Below are 23,160 nucleotides of genomic sequence, written 5' to 3' on the forward strand. Positions count from 1 at the left end.
ACAGTTCACTCTTGCAGGGCTGTTAGATTCGCTTAAGCTTATACTTTTGACACAGAAAAGTCATGATCCTGTCGCGAAGTTTGATGTGTATGTCGCTAATTTCTCTGATGGAACTCAACACTAGCCTTTGAGCAGCAACGCCTGTCTGTGCTGGCGTTCTCTTTCAAAGATGGTGGTGTTATTGAAGCGGCGAATGCGTTTCATGTGAACGTCACCGGTTGCGGGGGTGTAATAGATTTTTCGCGCGTAGTCCTGACACAGATCCTGCCCAACAACAGGGATCCCCGTTTCTGACAAAAAGTGCTGTACAAAAGCGGCATTGGTTTGGCCGACGTCACACTTGTCAAAGCCGTTCAATACTTTGCCACCCCCAAACACCTTCGCTTCGAAGCGCGACCGTTGCCCGCCAAGCTTTTCGAGGTCCTCTATGAGGATAGTCATAGCGTGCTGGCCATATCGGGTTATGGCACTGCGCACCGTCGCATCCTCCCGGGTTGCGGTGGGCAGCATAAAGTGATTCATGCCCCCCACTCCCGCCATAGGGTCGCGAATGCAGGCCGCAACACAAGACCCCAACACCGTTACAATTAGTTTGTCACCAGAGGTAGCAAAGTACTGCCCGGGCAACAGCTTAATGGCTTCACGTTGAAAGTGGGTGTCAAAATAAGCTATCGGTACCGTGTTGAACTCACCAAATGCGTCATCCATACGGTTATTTCACAGGCCGGTAGAGAGTTTTCCCCATGGGACGAACCAAATCGGTTTGCAAATTAAAGTTTTCAGAATGCCCTGCCACATACATGCCATCCGCCGGCAATAAATCTACCATTCGGGCGAGGAGTTCAAGCTGAGTCGGCTTGTCGAAGTAAATCATCACGTTGCGACAAAAAATCACATTAACCTCCCGTCTGAATCCCCAATCAGCTTGCTGCAAATTGATTTTCTTGAAGGTCACCATGTTGCGCAGTTCATCTACTACTTTTACCTTACCGGTATTATTGCCTGTACCACGGTGAAAGAACTGCTGTTTACGGCTGTTCGACAGCTTTTCAATGCTGTTAGCAGCGTAGACACCTCGTTGCGCGGTAGCCAGCACATTGCTGTCGATATCAGAGGCCACGATATTCACCGGAGGCTTGTAGCTGCCATAGACCTCTGCCACCACCATGGCAATGGAATAAGGTTCTTCACCTGTGCTACTGGCGGCACACCAAATCGTGTGCGTCTCTGGGTGTTCATGTAAGTACCTTGCCAGCGCGTCGAAGTGGTGTGGTTCACGAAAGAACGACGTCAGGTTGGTGGTTAAGGCATTAACGAATTGTTCCTGCTCGTCGGTGGAGGACGCCACATAGGCCAGGTATTCATTAAAGCTGTCCATGTTCAGTGCTCTGAGTCGTCTCGCCAAGCGGCTGTACACCATACCGTCTTTGGAGTCGGCCAGACGGATCCCTGCCTGGCTCATCAACGTTTTTCTTACCTTTTCGAAGTCGCTGCGATTAAATGCAAACTCCCGCTGGGCAGCGGGGGTCACAACGGCCGCCATTAGAACGTCTCCCACTCATCTTCTTCGGCCCGGGCGGGTTTCAGCATTGTTTTGGCGACTGGCGCTGGCGTTTTCAGGTAGCCGTTTACAGCCGGTTTTGCTACCGGGGCTACCGGATTGCTGAGTCTGGCCGGTGCTGACACCGCGGCTTGCAAGGCACTGCCGTCGAGCTTAAACGTGGTGACCCGGTCTGAGAGTTGCCCCGCCTGGTGGCGCAAGCTTTCCGCTGCGGCGGCGGCTTCTTCTACTAGGGCGGCATTTTGCTGCGTCATTTCATCCATTTGAACAACTGCTTTACTCACTTCATCGATACCTGAGGCCTGCTCGATTGACGCGGCGGCAATCTCCGACATGATGTCATTAACCCGTTTGATAGCAACGACAACGTCATCCATGGTTTCACCTGAACGGTTCACCAGATCGTTACCCGTGGTAATTTTAGTGACCGAGTCAGAAATCAACTCTTTGATGTCTTTGGCCGCTTCTGCAGATCGCTGCGCCAGTGTTCTCACCTCACTGGCCACTACAGCAAAGCCACGCCCCTGTTCCCCTGCTCGTGCAGCTTCTACCGCCGCATTGAGGGCCAGGATATTCGTTTGGAAAGCAATGCCGTCAATCACGCCTATGATATCTGAAATACGCTGGGCCGACGCATTTATGGCTGACATGGTATCGACAACCTGCTTGATCATGTCGCCGCCTTCAGCGGCCACGGTGCAAGCCTGTGATGCCAGGTTATTGGCCTGCTCTGCATTTTCGGCGTTTAGCTTCACAGTGCCGTTTAGCTCTTCCATGCTGGAAGAAGTTTCTTCCAGACTTGATGCCTGCTGCTCGGTGCGTGAAGACAGATCCGCATTGCCAGTTGCGATTTCAGATGAGGCGGTATTGATAGTTTCAACTGCGTCGTTAATTTCACCAATGGTAGATCGCATGTTGTGAATGAACTGATTAATGGCTTCGCCCAGTACTTTGAAGTCGCCCTCAAATTCGTGCTCGATGCCACAAGTTAAATCGCCGTCAGCCAGCTTTGTCATCACATCTTTCACGTCCGAAATGGTCGTGCGCATGTCCTGAATAAACTGATCGGTAGCCTGACCCAGCTCTTTGAATTCACCTTCAAATTCCTGCTCAATCTTGCACGACAGGTCGCCTTTGGCCAACTGCGTCATTACGTGCTTGATTTCGTTAACGGCTTTGGTTCTTGCGGTCACATCGGTGGCAAACTTAACCACGCGGAATGGCTTGCCATTTTGGTCCAGAATCGGATTGTAGGTAGCCTGAATCCAAATCTCGCGGCCGCCCTTGGCAATGCGCTTAAACTCGCCTGACGCGTAGTTTCCCTGATTGAGGCTTGCCCAGAAAGCTTTGTAGTCCGCGCTTTGTTTGTAAGTTTCATCAACGAACATGCTGTGATGCTTGCCTTTGATGTCGTCCAGGGAGTAGCCCATCGCTGCAAGGAAGTTTTCATTGGCGTTGATAATGGTGCCATCCAATTCAAACTCGATCACCGCCTGGGACTTACCAATAGCGTCAAGTTGCCCTTCAAAATAAGCATTTTTGCGCTTTTCTGCGGTGATGTCAGAGGCGTATTTCACCACTTTAAATACGTTACCTGCCATGTCGAAGATGGGGTTATATGAAGCCTGTATCCATATCTCCTCGCCAGCGCGGGTGACCCGCTTGAATTCACCGGAGAAGAACTGACCGTTTGCCAGTGAAGACCAGAACGCTTTGTACTCCGCGGTATTTTGCGTTGCCGAGTCCACAAACATGCGATGATGCTGGCCTTTTATCTCTTCCAGGCTGTAGCCCACTGCATCGAGGAAATTCTGATTAGCCTCCAATATGGTGCCGTCGGGTTTAAAGGCGATAACGGCCTGAGACTTACCGATTGCATCAATCTGACCGGCATAGTCTGCCGCCCGGTACTTGGAAGCCGTAATGTCAGAGGCGTATTTCACCACTTTGAAGGGCTTGCCGTCCATGTCCATAATAGGGTTGTAGCTTGCCTGGATCCAAATATCCTTGCCGCCTTTGCCAACGCGCTGGTACTCACCACTGAAGAACTGTCCTGCCTTGAGTGACGCCCAAAACCCTTTGTACTCATCGGAGGCCGCATAATCCGATTGAACAAACATACTGTGGTGCTTGCCCTGAATTTCTTCCAGTTCATAGCCCACGGTATTTAAAAAGTTCTCGTTGGCATCCAGAATGTGCCCGGTTAAATCAAACTCAATCACTGCCTGAGACTTGCCTATCGCTGAAATCTGGCCGTTATAATTAGCATTGAGTAATTTTTCCTGGGTCACGTCCGTGGCAAACTTAACCACGCGAACTACATTGCCATTGTCGTCAAATACCGGGTTATAAGAGGCCTGAATCCAAAACGCCTGACCTTGCTTATTAATGCGCTTAAATTCACCTGAGTGTGTATTGCCTTGCTTGAGGTTCGCCCAGAAGCTGGTGTACTCGGCGGATTTAGCGTATTCAGCCTCAACAAACATTTTGTGATGTTGTCCCTGAATCTCTTCGAGTGTATACCCGGTCGCGGCTAAGAAATTACTGTTGGCGGTTTCAATTGTGCCATCGGGTAAGAATTCGATAACCGCCTGGACACGGTCAATAGCATTTAACTTGCCTTGCTGAGCATTTAATTGCGCGTTGTCTGCCCACTCGAGAATGTATCCTTCAGCGACACCTGCTGGGTCGGTGAGCGGTGTAACAGTGAGTTGCAGGTTTTTATTGCCCACACTGACAGCTGCACCGTTGGTGTGTTGTGCCAGACGACCGAACATACCCTGCCCTAACGAGTCACAGTGTTGACCTGGAACCAGGGTAACCCCGCAGTTAGCAATACTTTGATAACACGCCTGATTGGCGTAAGTCACCAACCCGTGATTGTCTACCATCATGATGCTCGCGGCACTGTTATCCAGTGCTTTTTGTTGCATGACCGACAGTTTTTGTGCGGCTTTCAATGCATCTTGGTTGAACAGACTTAATACACCCATGATTTTACTCCATCACTCGGTTTGCCTGTTGATGTCCTTACACCGACAGGTAAATGGTTGGCTAACCTGCTAGTGCAGCGCTCTGACTGTTATCAACGAGCGCCAGGGCATCGCTGGTGATCAGCTTTTCGATATTGACTAAAATAACCATTGAATCGTCTACGTCTGCCAGGCCCAGTAAATACTGGCTGTCGAACGCAACCCCGAATTCAGGCGGCGGTAACACCTCGGCTTCCGTTAAACGCACCACATCGGACACTCCGTCTACTACAACGCCGACAATGCGGTCGTAGACGTGTAGCATGATCACAATGGTGAATTCGTTATAAGTGGGCTCTCCTACATCGAACTTTATTCGCAGATCCACGATGGGGACGATATCGCCACGTAGGTTGAGCACCCCTTTAATGAACGCCGGTGCGTTGGCGATCTTGGTAGTCGCTTCGTAGCCGCGGATCTCTTTTACCGTGGTAATGTCGATGGCGTAGTACTCTTTGCCCAGCACAAAACTCAGGTATTCCCGTTCGTCAGACCCTACTGGCGATTGCTGCAACGTTGCTTCTGTCATGCGCATGCCTCTTGTTTTAAAGCGTCCTGGCAGGTTTGAGCAATGGAGTCTGCATCAAGAATGAGCGCGACCTTGCCGTCCCCCATGATGGTTGCACCCGCAACCCCAGCGACTTTGCGATAGTGTTTTTCCAGGCTTTTGATAACCACTTGTTGCTGACCAAGTAACGCATCAACCTGTACACCAAACCGTTTTTTCCCACTTTCCAGTAACACCACGATCCCTTCTTCCGGTGCATCGATTGCCCCTTCAACATCCATAAGTTCATGCAGCGCCACCAGTGGCCAGTACTCCCCCCGGATCCACAACACATTGTCATTACTGAGGCTTTGCAACTGCTCGGCTCTTGGCTGGAATGACTCAATGATATTGAGCAGCGGCACCACAAATATCTGGTCACCCACGGCCACACACATCCCGTCGACAATGGCCAGGGTAAGCGGTAAATGAATATTGAATGACGAGCCCTCACCTACTTTGGATTCAATTTCAATTCGACCGCCGATTGATTCAATATTGCGACGCACGACGTCCATACCGACACCGCGCCCGGAGACATCGGTCACCTCTGCGGCCGTAGAGAAGCCCGGTTCAAATATCAGCTTCCAGATATCACTGTCCGGCATATCGTCAGAGTGAATCAGACCGTTCTCCATGGCTTTGTTGAGAATGCGCTCGCGGTTTAACCCAGCGCCGTCATCCTGAATACTGATAATGATACTGCTGCCTTTTTGTGCAGCACTGAGCACAACGGTGCCCGACGCAGGTTTACCCGCTGCCTGGCGTGTTTCTGGCGACTCAATACCGTGATCAATACTGTTGCGTACCAGGTGAGTAAGCGGATCCACCAGCTTTTCTATCAGGCTCTTGTCTATTTCTGTGGCACCGCCCTCAATAACAAGTTTGACCTGCTTACCGAGCTTCTGTGACAAGTCCCTCACAACCCGAGGGAAGCGATTAAATGTCATGTTGACAGGCAACATACGCATCGACATCACAGATTCCTGTATTTCACGCGTATTGCGCTGCAACTCATCAATGGCGGTTTGAAGCATCTCACCGGCTTTACCGTCGACTTCGTTCCCGATCATAGACAGCATGGACTGGGTGATCACGAGCTCGCCGACGAGATTGACCATGCCATCAATCTTATATGTGTCGACGCGAATGGAGCCGGATTCTTTGGCTGGTGTTTTTGTTTGAGAGACTGCCTTGCCCTTTGCGATTGGCGTGACATTCTGTTTCGGTGTTACCGGGGCGGGCTGGCTTTTCTCGCTTTGTGATGCGGCAGGTTGAGCGGGCAGTGCCTCGTCATCAAAGAACCCAAAACCGGAGATGTCGTCTGTTTCTTTACCATCAGGTGCTTGTGGATTGTCTGTTGAAGCTTCAGCCCCAAAGGCCAAATCACCAAACAGGTCATCGGTTGCATCAACGGCTGTAGCGGGCTCGGCAATATCATCAAAGTCGAAAAAGCCAAAGCCATCGTCAGCGTCTTCCGATTCCGCTAGCACATCGTCGCTTTCGCCGGCCTGAGCTACCGGCTCTGAGCTGCCAGTACTGCCAAGAACAGCCTCAAGCCTGTCGATACCGGCGTTAATAGCATCAGAAGGTAGCTCACCGCCGTCCTTGTAAGCCTGCAGCGTTGCATTAAGCGTATCAACGGTTTCAAGGAACAGATCGACGATCTCGACCGATAAACTCATGGTTTGATTGCGTGCTCTGTCTAGCAGCGTTTCCATCACATGGGTCAGCCCGGTCAGCGCATCGAAGCCGAAAATACCGCTGCCCCCTTTTATGGAGTGGGCCGCTCTGAAGATACTGTTTAATGCCTCGCTGTCGGGGTTATCGACATCAAGTGTCATTAACAAATCTTCCATAGCCTGCAAGTGTTCGTTACTCTCGTCAAAGAAAACTGCATGAAACTGTTCTACATCAACGTTCATGTTCGCTCCTCAGGCCTGGGCCACTTATCCCAGTACCCGGCGCATTACGTTGAGTAACACATCCGGAGAGAATGGCTTGACCATCCAACCTGTCGCACCAGCCGCTTTGCCACGCTGTTTCATGTCGTCACTCGACTCGGTGGTTAACACAACAATTGGCGTGCGTTGAAACGTTACCAGGCTGCGCAAAGACTTAATCAGTGACAACCCATCCATGCGAGGCATATTCTGGTCGGTCAGCACAAAATCAAAGGTAGAGGCTTTGCATTTCTCCAGCGCGTCCAGACCATCTTCGGCCAGCGTGACCTGATAGTGCGCTGCTTTTAACGTGGTTTCGACCATTTGGCGAATTGAAACTGAATCATCCACAACTAAAATATGTTTTGACATGACCGATACTCCTGGGTTTTCACTCAGAACAATTCAACATCACCAGCGTCCATGGAAGACGCTGAAACCGGATTGTGATCAAGTTGGCCTTTGGCCACCAACTGGCTTTTGTAGTCTTCCATTTGCGTTTCCAGATGGCTGATATTGTGCGTGTCCAACTGGTCAGTGATCATGCTGATAATGCCGGCGGTGTGTTCCAGGTTCTGACCATTGATATCGCCGAATTGCATACCGCGAATAGCATCGCCCACTGTAGCGGAGAAGCGCGTATTCAATGAACTCAGGGCTTCGGTAACAGACAAGTCCTGAGAAGCCTTGCCGGCAATGAGGCCAAGCTGTCCCTTGATGTGGTCTTTTTTGTTTGTCACCTGCGACAAGTCAATGGAAGCCACGAAGCGCGCTTCTTTTTCGAGGTTGGTGATCATTTCACCAATCATGCTCATTTGTTGCGTGATCACACCACTGAACTCGGTAGAACGGGTAGATAATGCCCGTACCTCGTCAGCAACAACCGCAAACCCTCGGCCTGCCTCACCTGCTCTTGCAGCTTCTATAGCGGCATTCAGGGCCAGTAAATTGGTTTGCGATGAAATAGCATCGATATCACTCAAGGCTTTTTCCACGGTAGGCATAGCCTGATAAATTTGTTCAACCTGGGTCATTAAAGATTGGGTAGATGAACTGACCTTTTCGGTGGTATCAATAAACGACATCAGGGTTTCATCAGTCTCAGTGGCAAAGTCTTTCAGGTGTGCTGCGTATGACTGCTCGGAGCCTTCGAACGTCATCAGAGATTTAGTTAGCGTTTGCTGCTCTTCAACCAACTCCCGCAGCGCTGAGAATGATGTAGACAGGGTGTGCACAGCATCGTCCTGAGTAGATTTAACAGCCTGTATATTTTGCTCACACTCCGCTAACAGTTCCCGCAGTGCGCTGTTTATTGCGCGAATTCTGGGAGGCACTTCGTCAGAAGATGGTGATGGCAGTGGGTTTGTTTGCTCTGTTTTCTTTTGGGAATCATGCTGGCTTTGCCTGACGCTGAAAACCGTTGTCGCACCCACCGCTAAAGACACCGCGACCATGGCTAAAGTAGGAAATTGTGTATAGGTTGCTCCCCACGCCACCAAAAGTACAATAATCGATACCCAAACCCAGGTATATTCTACGGATTCACCTTGCTTCAATGGTCTTGCTACTTCGGCCATCACTACCTCAACCTACAGCACAATCTGTCCAAATCCGTTTGTACTCGTGCTGAACAGAATGTTTTCGACATATTGATTATGGTTCTTGAGCGCACTTACGCACAATTATACTTTTGGTTATTTTGTTTAAATTACGCATTTAGTGACATTTGCGACAACCTGAAATAAGCATAGAATGCAATGAGACGATGTGCAACATAATGAAACTGATTTTCAATAGAAGGGGCCGTAGCCTGCTGACTTATTCGCTTTAGCGAGGTACAAACACAAAAAAGCCCGTGGCATTCACATGCAACACGGGCTCGATGTAAACCGGGCATGGAGCCCGGAATTAATTATTGCTGAGTGATACCGTAAACCGCTACGGTGCCACTGACTTCATTGCCTACAATTAACATAGGTTCACCAGTAACGCTGTCATCAGCAGAAACGAACAACAGGCTCTCTGGCGCAAGATCACCTATCGCATCGCCTACCGCCAGTCCTTCCGTAACATCGCGGTTATTGATGTAATCGACAAAAAACGCATCGTACGGATTGGTAATGTCGTAAATGAAAATACCGCCCATACGTTCCAGCCCGATAAATGCGTATGAACGCTCGCCAACTGTTCCGACAGTCAGTGCCTCTGGCTCAGGTCCTTTGTTTTCTGAACGAGAATCCCCTTCATTTTCGTCATCACCATTATTAAACTGAGCGCCATAAATCGATGCAGTGATTCGCTCAAAGTCATCACCTGAATCAAACACGACCAAGCCATTCTGATCCCAGATAGTAAAAGAGCGCGCACCATAGGAATAAGCCGCTTCATACTGGCCATCGCCATCCATATCACCCAACGCGTTTGTGACACGCAGATCGTCGGTTTCTCCGTTTGCCTGCAATGCTTCCAGTAACGAACCCGGTGCCGCGGTCAGGTCTTTCACTTTGACTTCTTCAGTAAATGCCAGGCATTCACCATCATCGAAATCCTGCCCACCTGCCGCTGTACACTCTGCTTCTGTGAGATCATCGCCAATAAAGTACTCGCGTGCATCACCTTCGTTGGCGGTAAGGAGGAAAGGCGCTTCTTTCCAGGTATACATGGCAATCGTATCCGGCATATAAACACCATAAAGGCCCGCATACTTGCCAAAGCTCACTTCACCGTCTTCCTGAGCATCGATATTCAGCGCAGACCAATCCTTAAAGCCCAGCCCCAGTACATTCACTTCCAGCGAGGTCAAATCGATGACCGCAACGCCATTGTTTTCCTGCAGTGTGACAAACGCAGTGTCGTTATTAGCCGTAATGTATTCAGGCTCCAGATCCTGAGCAACACTGGTGGTGATAGTAACACCATTAATTGTGCGACCTTCCGGATTTGGAAAATGCATGCCCATGGCCATTAAGCCCGCTTTTTGCGAATTGAATTCGGTAAAATCAATCAGTGTTGCAGTATCTGCAGGCACACCATCAGTAACAGTAATAACGGCCACTGAGCCTTCCGGGTCAATAGTATAGTCGCCGCTTGGCTCACCTTCGTTTGCAACAAGTACTTTGCTGCCATCCGGAGTAAACGTCACCATATCTGGCAGATTGCCTACTTCCACTGCTTTCAGGAAAACCGGTGCCGAACCCGATACGCCGGTGTAAAACAAGATGAAGCCGTTGTCGCTTTTGTCATCTGCAGGTACCGCCACGGCAAGCAAATCACCCGACAATGCAATACTGGTTAAACCATCCAGCGCAACTCCATCGATTTCATCGGCCAGGGTAATGCTGGTGCCGGTTGTCAGGTTGAAGTCAGTGATTGGATTGCTCATTGACTCGGCAGTCAGATCCGCAGTACTGACCATTTCGACGGTATTGGCATCGCTATTGGTGACATAAATTGTATTCGTGTCCACGTCATACTGAACAATCTCTGCTGCGCCTTCAGCATCCAGGCTAGCCCGGCCAATCACAGACAAACGAATACCCTGCAGGGCATTCTGACCATCAGTGCCGTCAGCGCCCGCCTCACCCTGAGGACCCTGCGCACCAGTGGCACCGTCTTGTCCGTCATCGCCTTCTAGGCTACAACCACCCAATAATCCTGCAATTGTGAGAGCCAACAGGCTTGCTTTACATTTTGACGCTATCATTGTTGTTCCTTTCTTGTAGTCTTTTGAAGTAAGCTAACACCTGTGATGACGACAATAATTAGCGTTGCATAATCAAGGTGTTAAACTAGTAAAAGTAAGAACTCCCGATGACACTTTAATGTCTTGGGGATGACAGATTTATGAAGCGCTGAGCGATGACGTCTTAAAAGATGAAAGCGCCGTGCTCGATGCCGCAAAAGGAACCCTGAATGAAACCACTTTTCAAATTAACAAGCTGTTTGCTGTTGGCACTGGGCTTAACCGCCTGTGCCACTTCTCCAACCGGTCGTAGTCAATTACTTATATTTAGCAGCAATCAACTTGACCAGATGGGCGCTCAGGCATTTGATGGCATGAAAGCAGAAACACCGGTTTCGCAAAAAACATCTCAAAACAGCTATGTGCAATGTGTGGCAGAGACATTACTACCGTTTGTGCCAGCGGGCGTTTATGCCGGTGACTGGGAAGTGGTTGTGTTTAATGACGATCAGGTCAATGCTTTCGCCCTGCCTGGCGGAAAAATCGGTGTTTATACAGGGTTGTTGAACGTCGCGAAAAATCAACATCAGTTGGCAGCGGTTATTGGCCACGAAATCGGCCATGTCATCGCTCAGCACGGTAACGAGCGGATGTCACAAAGCACTCTGATTGAAATGGGTTCCCAGGCGGTGAATCAAATCCTGGCCGCTAACGAAGTACCTTACAATCAGGCTATCATGTCTGGCCTGGGCCTGGGGTTGCAGGTTGGCGTACAACTACCGTTTAGTCGCGCACATGAATCTGAGGCCGATATTATTGGATTACAGTTAATGGCACTGGCCGGATTCGATCCTCGCCAGTCTGTTGACCTGTGGCAGAATATGGAAGCTGCCAGCGGGGGAGAGCGTCCTGCGGAAATCCTGTCTACTCACCCGGCACCACAAACCCGTATAGACAACCTGCAAGCCAACATGGATGCCGCTATGCGCGATTACACGGCGAGTCAGAAAAAAGCCAGTTGCCAGTAGCCGTTCGTAGTTATAATCGCAGATACAAAAAATCCCGGCCTGTGCCGGGATTTTTTCATAACGAAAAAGCTTATTTGCTTTCTTCCTGTTCTTCGTTTTCTTTGTACAGGTGAACATCCATTTGCGGGAATGGAATTGAAATACCTTCCTGGTCAAAGCGCAGTTTAACGTTCTCAGTGAACGACCACATAACGCCCCAGAAGTCTTCTTTTTTCACCCATGGGCGAACAATAAAGTTGACACTGGAATCTCCCAATGAAGACACAGCAACAACAGGCGCAGGCTCAGGCAAAATACGCTCGTCTTCTTTAACCATTTGCTCAAGCAGGTTTTTCGCTTTTAACAGGTCATCGCCATAGCCTATACCAAAAGTCATATCAACACGACGCGTATCCATGGCTGAATAGTTAACGATGTTGTCGCCGTAGATTTTACCGTTTGGCACGATAATCTCTTTGTTATCAGGTGTATTCATCGTTGAAGTAAAGATACCAATTTTCTTCACTACACCTGCTGTACCGCCAGCCTCGATAAAGTCACCTGAACGGAACGGCTTGAAGACCAACAGCATAACGCCTGCTGCAAAGTTTTTCAGTGAGTCCTGAAGCGACAAACCAATCGCCAGGCCTGCCGCACCTAAAATAGCGACCAATGAGGTAGTATCAACACCTAACTGATCCAATGATGCAACAATGACAAACAGCATCAATATGGCATTCAGGATTGACTTTAAAAAATCCACCAGCATAGGGTCGTACTTCGATTTCGACATAATCTTGCCAATCATCGAAATAATTACACCCACTACCATTCGACCCAGTACGAAAATCACTATCGCCATCGCGATGTTGATTCCCCATGGGATCGCGTAGGTATTTACGTACATTTCAATATCTTCTTGAGTAAACATGTTCCAATCCGTGTTTGTTGTATTGAGCCCTTAACTTAACAGCGAAGCAACGGGGTTAGCAACTAAATAAACCTGTCAAATCCCCTTCATGATACTGTCACACCCAAAATTTAAACTTAAGACCAATAAAAAATAGCGCTAAGCCAAGTGGCTGAAAGGATAGAGAAATTTTTTTGACTTCATTTTTTAGGCATTTTTAGCTGGAATTTTCACCTGTTTCGCTCTATATTTTTGTGCGCTGCAATAAGACGATGTCTGTTGCAGAAACCACAAAAGGTATTGTGGCGTATTCAGTAGTATTGGTTGGTATGCTTTTTAACAGCATCTACTTGAGTAGTATGCAGTGACTGCCAACAACTAAGGTAGATTTTTTAAGGAATAGAAAATGTTACTACTCAGTTTATTATTTACAATCGTGTTGATGATTTTTGGTTATGCGCTTACCAGTGACAAAGGCAAACATACCGTTCATGCCCGTCGCTCAAAATCAATGGCCGCAGGCCAGGGACAAGCAATAAATACTTTTGCCTCCAAATAGCATACCTCAGGGCTGCTCCGGCCTTTCCGGAGCCCTTCTTATTGAAACAACCACTAACCCACAGTTACACTACGCGTCATTCCTTTTGTAGTTGAGTTTGATATGCGTATCCCTCGTCTTTTTCATCCAGACACCATTAATGTTGACGAAGAGCTTGTCCTTAGCAGCGAAGCAACCCACCACGTTGCCAATGTATTGCGTTTAAAAGCCGGCCACCCCGTAGTTATTTTTAACGGCGATGGCAGTGAATACACTGCGACCATCATAGTCGCCGAACGGCGCCAGGTAATTGTAGAGATTGACGCAAAGCTCACGTTGGATCCTCAGTCTCCACTGCCCATCCACCTTGGTCAGGGTGTGTCGAAAGGCGATCGCATGGATATCGTATTGCAAAAAGCAACGGAACTTGGCGTAACACACATAACGCCTCTGATAACGGAACGTTGTGCAGTAAAGCTCGATGAGAAGCGCTGGGAAAAGAAGCAACAGCAATGGCAAAAGATCATCCAGGGTGCCTGTGAACAAAGCGGTCGGAATACACTGCCCATACTCAACCCGCCTTGTTCTCTGGCTAGTTGGCTGGCAGAGTCAACGGCGCAAACCCGATTGGTCCTGTCGCCCGGCAGTCAGCAGAAATTATCTCAGCTTACTGCAAACAGCCAGGGATTCAGGCTACTCATTGGTCCGGAGGGCGGGTTGTCTGAATCCGAAGTCCATCAGGCCGAAGAAACAGGCTTCACAGGGTGTTCCTTAGGTCCGCGTATTTTGCGTACAGAAACCGCAGCGCTTGCCAGCGTCTCGGTACTGCAAGCTACATTTGGCGATCTGTAATACCGTTTAACCGGACTTTTCCGACCTGAGCGCTTGATTCCTGGTGAATCATCTCCATTATGGAGTTATCACCTGTTATGAGAGCGCACTATGACCTACACCGTTGGCGTGGTAATGGATCCCATTGCCAAAATCAAACCTGAAAAAGACACCAGTTTTGCCATGATGCTGGAAGCCCAGCGCCGTGGTGCAACGCTTGTTTACTTTGAACTCAGCGACCTTTATATCGATAACGGTGCGCCAAAAGGTATCGGTCAACAGGTTACGGTTCGCGACCAGGACAAAGACTTCTACACACTGGGTGAAACAACCACCTACGCGTTAGGTGATATCGACGTGCTATTGATGCGCAAAGATCCGCCTTTCGACAGCGAGTTTTTATACGCGACCCATATTTTATCACTGGCAGAACGCGATGGGGCGCTGGTTGTTAACCGTCCGCAAAGCCTGCGCGACTTTAACGAAAAGCTATTTACATCGTACTTCCCATCGTTGATCCCGGACACCCTGGTTACCCGCAACAGCAAATTGGTGCGTGAATTCCATGCCAAACACAAAGACGTGATTTGTAAGCCGTTGGACGGCATGGGTGGCGCTTCTATATTTCGTGTAAAAGAAGACGGCACAAACCTGGGTGTGATCATTGAAACACTGACAGCAAACGGTCAGCGCCAAATGATGGTTCAAAAGTACCTGCCGGAAATAAAAGACGGCGACAAGCGCGTATTAATTGTTAACGGCGAGGTAATGCCCTATTGTTTGGCGCGCCTGCCATCAGTCGGCGAAACCCGTGGAAATCTGGCTGCAGGAGGAACAGGTCGCCCTCAACCCATCAGTGACAGCGACAGACGTCTGGCAGAAACCATCGCGCCGGTATTAATCGAGAAAGGCCTGATTTTTGTTGGTCTGGACGTGATTGGTGACCGCATTACTGAAATAAATGTCACCAGTCCAACCTGCGTCAGAGAAATAGAACGCGCCTACGATATTAATATTATGGCCGCCCTGTTTGATGCCATTGAAGCAAAATTGGCACAATGAGCCATACTGAGTAGTAGTGGAGCAGCGAGGTAATACGATGACTGAATTAAAAAGTCTGGCAAATCACTTCTTGATTGCCATGCCATCCATGGAAGATCCGTTTTTCGCCCGCAGTTTAACCTATATATGCGAGCACAATGACGAAGGCGCCATGGGCCTGGTTGTTAACCACCCTACCAACATGACCCTGCGCGAACTGTTGGAACAAGCCGAAAAAGGTGCGGAAATCGATGACGAAAAGGGGCAGCAAATCGTGCTGTCTGGCGGTCCGGTTAGTCAGGAACGGGGGTTTATCCTGCATTCGCCACAACCTGGCTGGAGCTCCAGTTTATCGCTGACCCCCGAAATCATGGTGACTACGTCAAAAGATATCCTCAGTGCCCTGGGCAATCATCGCGGACCCGACCAGGCTATCATTACGCTGGGTTATGCGGGCTGGAGCGAAGGGCAGTTGGAAGAAGAAATTCAAAACAACGCCTGGCTCACCATTGAGGCGGATCCAGCAATATTGTTCAACACCCCTATTCACAAACGCTGGGAAGCAGCGGTTCAACAACTGGGCGTGGATGTTTGGCAATTGGCCCCTCAGGTCGGTCATGCCTGAACTAGGAAGCCGAACCGTACTTGCATTTGATTTTGGCACCACCAGCATTGGCGTAGCTGTTGGTCAGGAAGTGACCGGCACAGCATCACCGCTGGAGGCGTTAAAAGCCCGTGACGGGATTCCGGACTGGAATTTGGTTGGCAAGCTGTTTGAAGAATGGCAACCTCATCTGGTGGTCGTAGGTTTGCCACTTAATATGGATGGTACCTCCCAGTTAATGACCCAACGGGCAGAAAAGTTTGCAAACCGCCTGCACGGCAGATTCAACAAACCGGTAACCACCTGGGACGAACGGTTAAGTACTGCCGATGCAAAAGCCGCATTGTTTGAGTTAGGCGGCTATAAAAAGCTTACAAAGGGCAAGGTCGACAGCGTGTCTGCGTGCCTAATCTTTTCCAGTTGGTACGAAAACCAGTTCGCCTGATCCTCGCTTTTAATCTGAGACTAGACACCAAGCACTAGCAAAATTAGACCTTTGAGCAATAGTCTTATTCACCGACTTTTAGCAGTATGGATAAAAAACCATCTGCTTAAAGTTGGGGGACACTATGCCTAAATTATTGGACCTGATAGAAAAACTACTGCTGATATTAATTATGCTGGCCACTCTGGTAGCGGTTGGCGCCGAAATTATGCATATGGTCCGCTACCAAAAAGTAGAGCTGTCTGATCTGCTGTTGCTGTTTATTTATGCCGAGGTAATGGGCATGCTCGCGGCATACTATAATAGCAATCGAATCCCCGTCACCCTGCCATTAATCATAGCCATGACAGCGCTAAGCCGAATGATCATTTTACAAAGCAAAGAACTCGATAAAATCGTGTTGATTTACGAATCGGGCAGTATTTTACTGCTCAGCATTGCCGCTTTGATCATGAGTATGAAAGACCGCGTAAGCCTGGAAAAACTCAAGCAGCGCGGCACCCCATAAGCGTGCTAATTGGAGGTGGGCGTCGCATCGTCTGTTAATTAAGCCTTTTGAACTCAGGGCCTGTTTGAGCATATATCTCCCCTAGTACAGGCCGCTATCTGGATGCGGACCTGGCAAGCACTGAGACTCGGTCTGTAATGTAGAGACAATACGGTGAGCAGGTATTTGTTTGCGCTGGTTTTGTAATGCGATGTTATGAAAATGCAATTACCGGGGCTTTTGTAGCCAAACCACAAAACTAGCTTTGTTTTAAGCGAATGAGATCTTCGTGAAGCCGGTTTGCAATGCGTTTGAATGTTTTACGCCAGGCAACATTTTGGGCCATGCGTGAGGCACTATCAACCTGCAAGTTGGGGTCACCCTTAACAATTAGCATATTGCCTGGGTTGAGCTCCATGCCATCCTCAATCACCGCCAGTAATTCACCAGTTTTTGAATTAGCCACCACCGCTTGAAACGTAATTGACCCAAGGCCATTGCGTTGACCCCTTAATGCTACCGTATCGCGGTTGGCATCCTGGTAGCGACGCTGATACGGCATAAAGTTCATTAGCCTGAATTCTATCGCCATTACATTTTCGCCGCCTTGATTGGTTGGTTCGAGTCCGCTTTTTTGCGCAAAGGTTAGCTGGGCAAAATCATCAAAGAACTGACAAATTTTGTCCATCTCATCCCAGGTAGAGGCATTCCAGCTGTTCGTCAACTGATTGTCAGCGCCCTCATCGATGGTTAATTTATCAAACTGCGTAGGAAAAAATATAACCTTATCGTACTGGCTAAAGTCAGCTTGTGGGTCTATGACAAAGCGATCGAATCGGGTGCCCTGCATTTGCTGTAGGTTTGAGTCGGGGACCGCAGTAAACTCGGGGATGGGCTGTTCGGTTACAGAACAGGCAGTCAAAACAGCAAGGCTAAGCACGGTGGTGAATAGTTTCATTTTTTTCCTGCCTCTTCCATTACACACGCATTGTGCAATTATTGAGCGAATTGATTTTTTACTTAAGTTAGCGCTTTGACTTATTAGTTTCAAGCGTATTTCTCAGAATCGAATTACAAAATTTCACAAGTGTTTTATTAAATAATGTCTGCCGGCTAAAACAGATATAAGCGAACGGAATAGCAGGATTTAACCCATTAGCTTTCGCTTCCATGGGCTCCCCTCAGATGGGCAACATTAATTTAAGGTAAAGAGCCTGAATTGCGATGTGTTAAATGAAGTCTGATAATATTTTTCAAACACTTACGCACTGTTACGAGGCTGCTGACACTGCCAGCATAAATGAAAAGCGGACTCCTGGGGTTCGTTACAGCTACTGCATACCCATTCACCTTCGTCACTGTCTGACGACAGCTCATTCAGCACCTTTTTAGCCATTGTCAGGTCGTCTTTGTCCATCAGCCACAACTCCGGCTGCGTGTCCTGAATAGGAAGATCGCCGGCTGCACCACTGATAAACTGATTACGGATCAAACACCCGATACCCTGCGCTTGCAGGGCATCGTAGTATTGTTGAATAGTAAAAGCGCTATCGCTTTGGCAGAGTCTGATCATTAATCCATGTCGATTGAAACGCCTGACAACGAACCAAGACCGTCGCCATTGCTGCTATTGGCATCCAACTTAATCATCAGACGCAGGTCGTTTGGCGAGTCTGCATGGTGTAACGCCTGCTCCATGGTTATCCTGCCCGCTTTGTACAAGTCGAACAACGCCATATCAAAGGTTTGCATGCCTTGTTCACGACCTTTCTCCATGGCCTCTTTCAGGCCGCCCATTTCATTGCGCTGAATCAGATCGCGAATAAGCGGTGAATTCAGTAGAATTTCAATAGCGGCAACCCGCCCCTTGCCGTCCACCGTTGGTACTAATTGCTGAGCAACGATGGCGCGTATGTTAAGGCTTAAATCAAAACGCAATTTGTCGTGAGCGTCCTTGGGTGCCAAATGCATGATACGTTCAATGGCCTGGTTGGCGTTGTTGGCGTGCAGTGTTGCTACACACAAGTGACCGGTATCGGCAAATGACATGGCATATTCCATGGTTTCCATGGAGCGGATTTCACCAATCAGAATTACGTCAGGCGCCTGTCGCAATGAACTCTTCAGCGCGTCGTCAAACGACTGGGTATCAATCCCCACTTCACGTTGCGTGACCACGCAATTTTTGTGTTCGTGAACAAATTCAATGGGATCTTCAATAGTCAGAATGTGGCCATGTGAATGGGTATTGCGATGACCCATTAATGCTGCGAGCGAGGTTGATTTACCGGTACCAGTTCCCCCTACAAATAACACCAGGCCGCGCTTAGCCATAATGATGTCTTTGAGTACCGGCGGCAGACCCAAATCATCTGCTTTGGGGATTTGTGTCACAATGCGACGTACTACCATTCCCGCCTGATCACGTTGCCAGAACGCACTACAACGAAACCGCCCTACGCCATCGCGCGCAATAGCAAAGTTGCACTCTTTGGTATCGTGAAAGGTCTTTTGCTGATCGTCGTTCATTGCCGCATGCACTAAGTCCAGTGCACCCTGTTCAGACAGCGCCTGGTCGGTTAGCGGGGTCAGCTTGCCGTTGATTTTTGCGCTCACGGCAAACCCGGCGGTCACGAACAAATCCGACGCGCCCTTGTCGACCATCATTTGTAAAAACTGATCCAACATGGTTTGACTCCCTAAAACCCAGGTCGTTGCTTGTCGACCATTTTCGCCATAGCATCCTGCTGTGTTATCACACCGGTCGCAACCAGGCGCTGCAAACACTGATCCATGGTTTGCATACCGTGGGATTGACCCGTTTGAATCACCGAGTACATTTGCGGCACTTTGTCTTCGCGGATCAGGTTGCGAATGGCAGGTATTCCCACCATGATTTCGTGTGCTGCAACACGACCACCACCGACTTTCTTCAACAGAGTTTGCGAAATCACGGCGCGCAGTGACTCCGACAACATAGAACGCACCATGGCTTTTTCTTCAGCCGGGAACACATCAATAATACGGTCGATGGTTTTCGGTGCAGAGTTGGTGTGCAAAGTGCCGAATACCAGGTGACCGGTTTCTGCCGCAGAGATAGCCAGACGAATGGTTTCCAGGTCTCGTAATTCACCCACCAGAATCACATCGGGGTCTTCACGAAGCGCTGAGCGCAGCGCGTTGGAAAAACTGTGTGTGTCGCGGTGCACTTCACGCTGATTCAATACACTGAGCTTGTTATCGTGCACGAATTCGATTGGATCTTCGATGGTGAGAATATGCTCGCGCTTGTGAGTATTGATGTGGTCAATCATGGCGGCCAGTGTGGTACTTTTACCCGAGCCAGTTGCGCCTGTGACCAGTACAATACCGGTTGGCTGGTTGATGATCTCTTTAAAAATAGGCGGTGCGCCAAGGTCATCCAGTGTCAGTACTTTACTCGGAATAGTACGTAACACAGCGGCTGCGCCGCGATTCTGTACAAAGGCATTTACCCGGAACCGTGATAAGTCTTTTACCTCAAACGAGAAGTCTGTTTCGAGGTTTTCTTCGTATTCCTTGCGTTGCTTATCGTTCATGATTTCGTAGATTAATGCATGAACCTGTTTGTGATCCAAAGGATCCACATTCAGTCTTCGCATTTCGCCATCGACACGAATTATCGGCGGTAATCCGGCCGATAAGTGCAGATCCGATGCGTTATTCTTTACACTGAAAGCTAAAAGTTCGGTAATATCCACAACCTGGTTTCTCCCAACCACTAGATGAGTTCGTTAATGCAAACAATAGCAGATCGCCTGACAAACGCACGCCAAGAAATTGAACACGCCATTGCTAATGCACATCGTCCTGCTCATTGTGTCCAATTACTGGCAGTAAGCAAGACCAAACCCGTATCAGATATCACTGCAGCGTATGAAGCCGGACAACGGCAATTCGGTGAAAACTATATTCAGGAAGGTGTCAGCAAAATTGAGCAATTAAAAACGCTGACAGACATTGAATGGCACATGATTGGCCCCATACAATCTAATAAGACTAAATTGGTGGCCGAGCATTTTGACTGGGTACAATCGGTAGACCGGCTCAAAATTGCCAAACGGCTTAACGAGCAGCGCCCGGCAGATATGCCGCCGCTGAACGTTTGCATTCAGTTAAATCTGGAACAAGAGGCCACTAAGTCCGGTATTTTACCGGCCGAATTACCCGACATCGTCGAAGCCATTAGTGGCATGCCAAATTTGCGCTTGCGTGGCCTTATGGCCATACCGGCTGCCAACGTCAGTGAATCACAACAACGTGACACACTGAGTCAGTTACATGCCTTGTATGCGCAATTGCAAGCCACTACAGAGGGTATCGATACCTTGTCGGTAGGGATGAGCAACGACATGGCGCTGGCGATCGCGCATGGTTCAACCATGGTCAGAATCGGCACCGCTATTTTTGGCTCGCGCAGCTAGTCGGCCGCATCCATAATTTAACTTCAACAGAATTGTCAGGAGACGCATGCAACATCGTAAACTCGCCTTCATTGGTGCAGGCAACATGACTCGCAGTATCATTGCAGGACTGGTCGCTTCAGGCTACCCAGCCGATCACATTATGGCCAGCAACCGTTCGCGCCCGAAGCTCGACGCGCTGGCTGCCGATTACGGCATCAAGGTCACTCAATCGAACGGTGAAGCCTGTGAATTCGCCGACGCCATTGTGCTGTCAGTAAAGCCACAAATGATGGAAGACGTATGTGCCGCGTTGCAACAGGATACCGATTTATCCGGCAAGCTTTATATCTCGATTGCGGCCGGCTTGCCGGTTGAGCGCCTGCAACAAATGCTTGGCGCTGAATACCCGGTTGTACGCGTCATGCCTAATACGCCGAGTTTGTTGGGACAGGGCATGTCTGGCCTGTACGCAGACTCGTCGGTAAATGAAGACGACAGAAACTACGTCGACGGCGTGATGTCTGCAGTTGGCAAAACGCTTTGGGTGACGGAAGAAGACGGCATTAACGGTGTCATCGCAGCAGCGGGCAGTAGCCCGGCGTATTTCTTCTTGTTCCTGCAAGCCATGCAGGAAGAGAGTATGCGTATGGGCTTTAGCGAAGACGACGCCAGACTACTCGTGCAGCAAGCCATGCTGGGTGCAGCTCAGATGGTATGCGAAAATCCGGATTTGATGCTAAGTGAATTACGTGCACAGGTCACGTCTAAAGGCGGCACCACGGCTGCCGCTATTCAGTCATTCATCGACAGCGATATTTCCGGTATTGTGTCAAAAGCAATGCAATCGGCGGTAGCCCGTGCCGACGAAATGGCCAAATCTCTTTAATTGACAGGAACGCAACATGAACGCAACGGTGTTTTTGATCAGCACTATTTTTAATTTGTACCTGATGGTGGTGTTACTGCGATTTTGGTTGCAGCTCAGCAAAGCTGACTTCTACAACCCAATGAGTCAATTCGTGGTAAAAGCCACACACCCTATCATTGGCCCCATGCGAAGAGTTATACCGTCTATTGGTGCAATAGATGTTGCCACCCTGGTGTTAGCATTGATTGTTGCAATGGGTAAGTACCTGGCACTGAGTTTACTGCTGGGCGGCAACATCAATCCCATTGGCATGATCATTATCGGCGCGCTGTCAGTACTAAAAGAATTCCTGACACTGGTATTCTGGGTACTCATTTTGCGAGCAATACTGAGTTGGGTGTCACAAGGTAGTAGCCCGGTAGAGTATGTATTACAACAGTTAACCGAGCCATTCCTGGCCCCAATCCGACGCATCCTGCCCCCAATGGGCGGCCTGGATCTATCGGTGTTAGTGGCAATTATTGGCCTCAAGTTCATCGAACTGTTGCTGGCCGACTTCTTACCCTATTACTAGAGAGGTCATTCATGCTAAGTCGAATGGGTCGTCACATCGGATTATGGATTTGCCTGGCCACCGCACTGGTGTCTTTTGGCTCGGCCGCCGAGCAGAAAATGCAGCTAGGCGAATGGGATGTGCATTACATTGTGGTTAACTCTACATTCTTCAGCCCTGAAATCGCGCGGGAATACGGTATTGTGCGCAGTAAGTACAATGCATTAGTGAATATTTCAGTACTCGAAACCGACACCCAGAAAGCGCAGATTGTTGGCATGGAAGGGAGCGCAACCAATTTATTGGGCACGGAAAAAGCCCTTACCTTTAAACGCGTTCAGGAAGGTGAAGCCATCTATTATCTGGCGGTATTGCCCTTTCGCGATCAGGAAACATACCGGTTTGCGATTCGCATCCAACGCGGAAATGACAGTCAGACACTGAAGTTTCAGCAAAAAATGTACGTCGATTAAATCAACGATGCCAAACGTAAATAGGGGTGCCGATACTGAACAAAATCGCACCCATTTATTGTGACTGCCCGCGGCTCAGAAAATCCCAGACGACTCAACAACCGGCTTTTCGGCCTGCTAACCGGTAACACAATCAGCATACTCCCATCACCCAATTCCTTCAGAGCATGTGCAAGCACTCGTCTAATCAACG

The 23,160-nt window shown here is 49.1% G+C and carries 24 protein-coding genes; 11 read left to right on the forward strand and 13 right to left on the reverse strand.

Annotation, left to right across the window (positions count from 1 at the left end):
- Window positions 1–120: 120 nt before the first annotated feature.
- The 8 genes from cheD to BUB81_RS12810 form a co-directional block, all read right to left on the reverse strand.
- Window positions 121–708: a chemoreceptor glutamine deamidase CheD gene (gene cheD / locus BUB81_RS12775; protein WP_073323355.1), complete on the reverse strand. Its 588-nt coding sequence runs from the start codon at window positions 706–708 to the stop codon at window positions 121–123.
- A gap of 4 nt (window positions 709–712) precedes the next feature.
- Window positions 713–1,543: a CheR family methyltransferase gene (locus tag BUB81_RS12780; RefSeq protein ID WP_073323357.1), complete on the reverse strand. Its 831-nt coding sequence runs from the start codon at window positions 1,541–1,543 to the stop codon at window positions 713–715.
- Complete coding sequence (locus tag BUB81_RS12785; RefSeq protein WP_084526520.1) at window positions 1,543–4,554, reverse strand: PAS domain-containing protein; 3,012 nt, start codon at window positions 4,552–4,554, stop codon at window positions 1,543–1,545. The genes BUB81_RS12780 and BUB81_RS12785 overlap by 1 nt, the downstream gene beginning before the upstream one ends.
- 61 nt (window positions 4,555–4,615) lie before the next feature.
- Entirely contained in the window at window positions 4,616–5,122 is a 507-nt protein-coding gene (locus tag BUB81_RS12790; RefSeq protein WP_073323359.1) for a chemotaxis protein CheW, read from the reverse strand.
- Entirely contained in the window at window positions 5,119–7,065 is a 1,947-nt protein-coding gene (locus BUB81_RS12795; RefSeq protein ID WP_073323361.1) for a chemotaxis protein CheA, read from the reverse strand. The genes BUB81_RS12790 and BUB81_RS12795 overlap by 4 nt, the downstream gene beginning before the upstream one ends.
- 24 nt (window positions 7,066–7,089) lie before the next feature.
- A complete protein-coding gene (locus BUB81_RS12800) occupies window positions 7,090–7,455 on the reverse strand; it encodes a response regulator (RefSeq protein WP_073323363.1) in 366 nt (121 codons plus the stop codon).
- Between the two features lie 23 nt (window positions 7,456–7,478).
- Window positions 7,479–8,663, reverse strand: a complete 1,185-nt coding sequence (locus BUB81_RS22170) for a methyl-accepting chemotaxis protein (RefSeq protein WP_425435073.1) — start codon at window positions 8,661–8,663, stop codon at window positions 7,479–7,481.
- Window positions 8,664–8,995: 332 nt separating this feature from the next.
- Complete coding sequence (locus BUB81_RS12810) at window positions 8,996–10,786, reverse strand: choice-of-anchor I family protein (RefSeq protein WP_073323366.1); 1,791 nt, start codon at window positions 10,784–10,786, stop codon at window positions 8,996–8,998.
- Between the two features lie 209 nt (window positions 10,787–10,995).
- Here BUB81_RS12810 and BUB81_RS12815 point away from each other — a divergent pair, with 209 nt between their 5' ends.
- The gene (locus tag BUB81_RS12815; protein WP_073323368.1) at window positions 10,996–11,793 is read left to right on the forward strand and encodes a M48 family metallopeptidase; all 798 of its coding nucleotides are present in this window, start codon (window positions 10,996–10,998) and stop codon (window positions 11,791–11,793) included.
- Window positions 11,794–11,863: 70 nt separating this feature from the next.
- On the opposite strand, the gene BUB81_RS12820 is transcribed toward BUB81_RS12815, so the two are convergent.
- Window positions 11,864–12,703 carry a mechanosensitive ion channel family protein gene (locus BUB81_RS12820; protein WP_073323370.1) on the reverse strand — a complete coding sequence of 280 codons (840 nt, stop codon included), beginning with the start codon at window positions 12,701–12,703 and terminating at the stop codon, window positions 11,864–11,866.
- Between the two features lie 385 nt (window positions 12,704–13,088).
- On the opposite strand from BUB81_RS12820, the gene BUB81_RS22175 reads away from it, so the two are divergent.
- From BUB81_RS22175 to BUB81_RS12845, 6 genes are all read left to right on the forward strand, one after another.
- Complete coding sequence (locus tag BUB81_RS22175) at window positions 13,089–13,241, forward strand: hypothetical protein (RefSeq protein ID WP_155523158.1); 153 nt, start codon at window positions 13,089–13,091, stop codon at window positions 13,239–13,241.
- Between the two features lie 102 nt (window positions 13,242–13,343).
- A complete protein-coding gene (locus tag BUB81_RS12825) occupies window positions 13,344–14,072 on the forward strand; it encodes a 16S rRNA (uracil(1498)-N(3))-methyltransferase (RefSeq protein WP_073323372.1) in 729 nt (242 codons plus the stop codon).
- A 90-nt stretch (window positions 14,073–14,162) separates the two neighbouring features.
- On the forward strand, window positions 14,163–15,113 hold the full coding sequence (gene gshB, locus BUB81_RS12830) for a glutathione synthase (RefSeq protein ID WP_073323374.1): 951 nt from the start codon (window positions 14,163–14,165) through the stop codon (window positions 15,111–15,113).
- A gap of 37 nt (window positions 15,114–15,150) precedes the next feature.
- Entirely contained in the window at window positions 15,151–15,717 is a 567-nt protein-coding gene (locus BUB81_RS12835) for a YqgE/AlgH family protein (RefSeq protein WP_073323376.1), read from the forward strand.
- Entirely contained in the window at window positions 15,710–16,141 is a 432-nt protein-coding gene (gene ruvX, locus BUB81_RS12840) for a Holliday junction resolvase RuvX (protein WP_073323378.1), read from the forward strand. Before BUB81_RS12835 ends, ruvX begins: the two co-directional genes overlap by 8 nt.
- A gap of 124 nt (window positions 16,142–16,265) precedes the next feature.
- A complete protein-coding gene (locus BUB81_RS12845; protein WP_073323380.1) occupies window positions 16,266–16,649 on the forward strand; it encodes a phosphate-starvation-inducible PsiE family protein in 384 nt (127 codons plus the stop codon).
- A 238-nt stretch (window positions 16,650–16,887) separates the two neighbouring features.
- Here the strand turns inward: BUB81_RS12845 and BUB81_RS12850 are convergent, their stop codons facing one another.
- From BUB81_RS12850 to BUB81_RS12865, 4 genes are all read right to left on the reverse strand, one after another.
- A complete protein-coding gene (locus BUB81_RS12850) occupies window positions 16,888–17,586 on the reverse strand; it encodes a DUF3313 family protein (RefSeq protein ID WP_073323382.1) in 699 nt (232 codons plus the stop codon).
- Between the two features lie 303 nt (window positions 17,587–17,889).
- Window positions 17,890–18,201: a putative signal transducing protein gene (locus BUB81_RS12855; protein WP_073323384.1), complete on the reverse strand. Its 312-nt coding sequence runs from the start codon at window positions 18,199–18,201 to the stop codon at window positions 17,890–17,892.
- On the reverse strand, window positions 18,201–19,316 hold the full coding sequence (locus tag BUB81_RS12860; RefSeq protein ID WP_073323386.1) for a PilT/PilU family type 4a pilus ATPase: 1,116 nt from the start codon (window positions 19,314–19,316) through the stop codon (window positions 18,201–18,203). The genes BUB81_RS12855 and BUB81_RS12860 overlap by 1 nt, the downstream gene beginning before the upstream one ends.
- Window positions 19,317–19,327: 11 nt before the next feature.
- Entirely contained in the window at window positions 19,328–20,368 is a 1,041-nt protein-coding gene (locus BUB81_RS12865; RefSeq protein ID WP_073323896.1) for a type IV pilus twitching motility protein PilT, read from the reverse strand.
- A gap of 36 nt (window positions 20,369–20,404) precedes the next feature.
- Here BUB81_RS12865 and BUB81_RS12870 point away from each other — a divergent pair, with 36 nt between their 5' ends.
- From BUB81_RS12870 to BUB81_RS12885, 4 genes are read left to right on the forward strand one after another with little or no spacing between them, the layout of a single operon-like run.
- Window positions 20,405–21,091 carry a YggS family pyridoxal phosphate-dependent enzyme gene (locus BUB81_RS12870; RefSeq protein WP_073323898.1) on the forward strand — a complete coding sequence of 229 codons (687 nt, stop codon included), beginning with the start codon at window positions 20,405–20,407 and terminating at the stop codon, window positions 21,089–21,091.
- A 46-nt stretch (window positions 21,092–21,137) separates the two neighbouring features.
- Window positions 21,138–21,959: a pyrroline-5-carboxylate reductase gene (gene proC, locus BUB81_RS12875; protein WP_073323388.1), complete on the forward strand. Its 822-nt coding sequence runs from the start codon at window positions 21,138–21,140 to the stop codon at window positions 21,957–21,959.
- Between the two features lie 16 nt (window positions 21,960–21,975).
- Window positions 21,976–22,515 carry a YggT family protein gene (locus BUB81_RS12880; protein ID WP_073323390.1) on the forward strand — a complete coding sequence of 180 codons (540 nt, stop codon included), beginning with the start codon at window positions 21,976–21,978 and terminating at the stop codon, window positions 22,513–22,515.
- A gap of 11 nt (window positions 22,516–22,526) precedes the next feature.
- The gene (locus tag BUB81_RS12885; protein ID WP_073323392.1) at window positions 22,527–22,967 is read left to right on the forward strand and encodes a DUF4426 domain-containing protein; all 441 of its coding nucleotides are present in this window, start codon (window positions 22,527–22,529) and stop codon (window positions 22,965–22,967) included.
- The last annotated feature ends 193 nt before the right edge of the window (window positions 22,968–23,160 follow it).

This window comes from Marisediminitalea aggregata (genome assembly GCF_900129565.1).
Classification (GTDB): domain Bacteria; phylum Pseudomonadota; class Gammaproteobacteria; order Enterobacterales; family Alteromonadaceae; genus Alteromonas; species Alteromonas aggregata.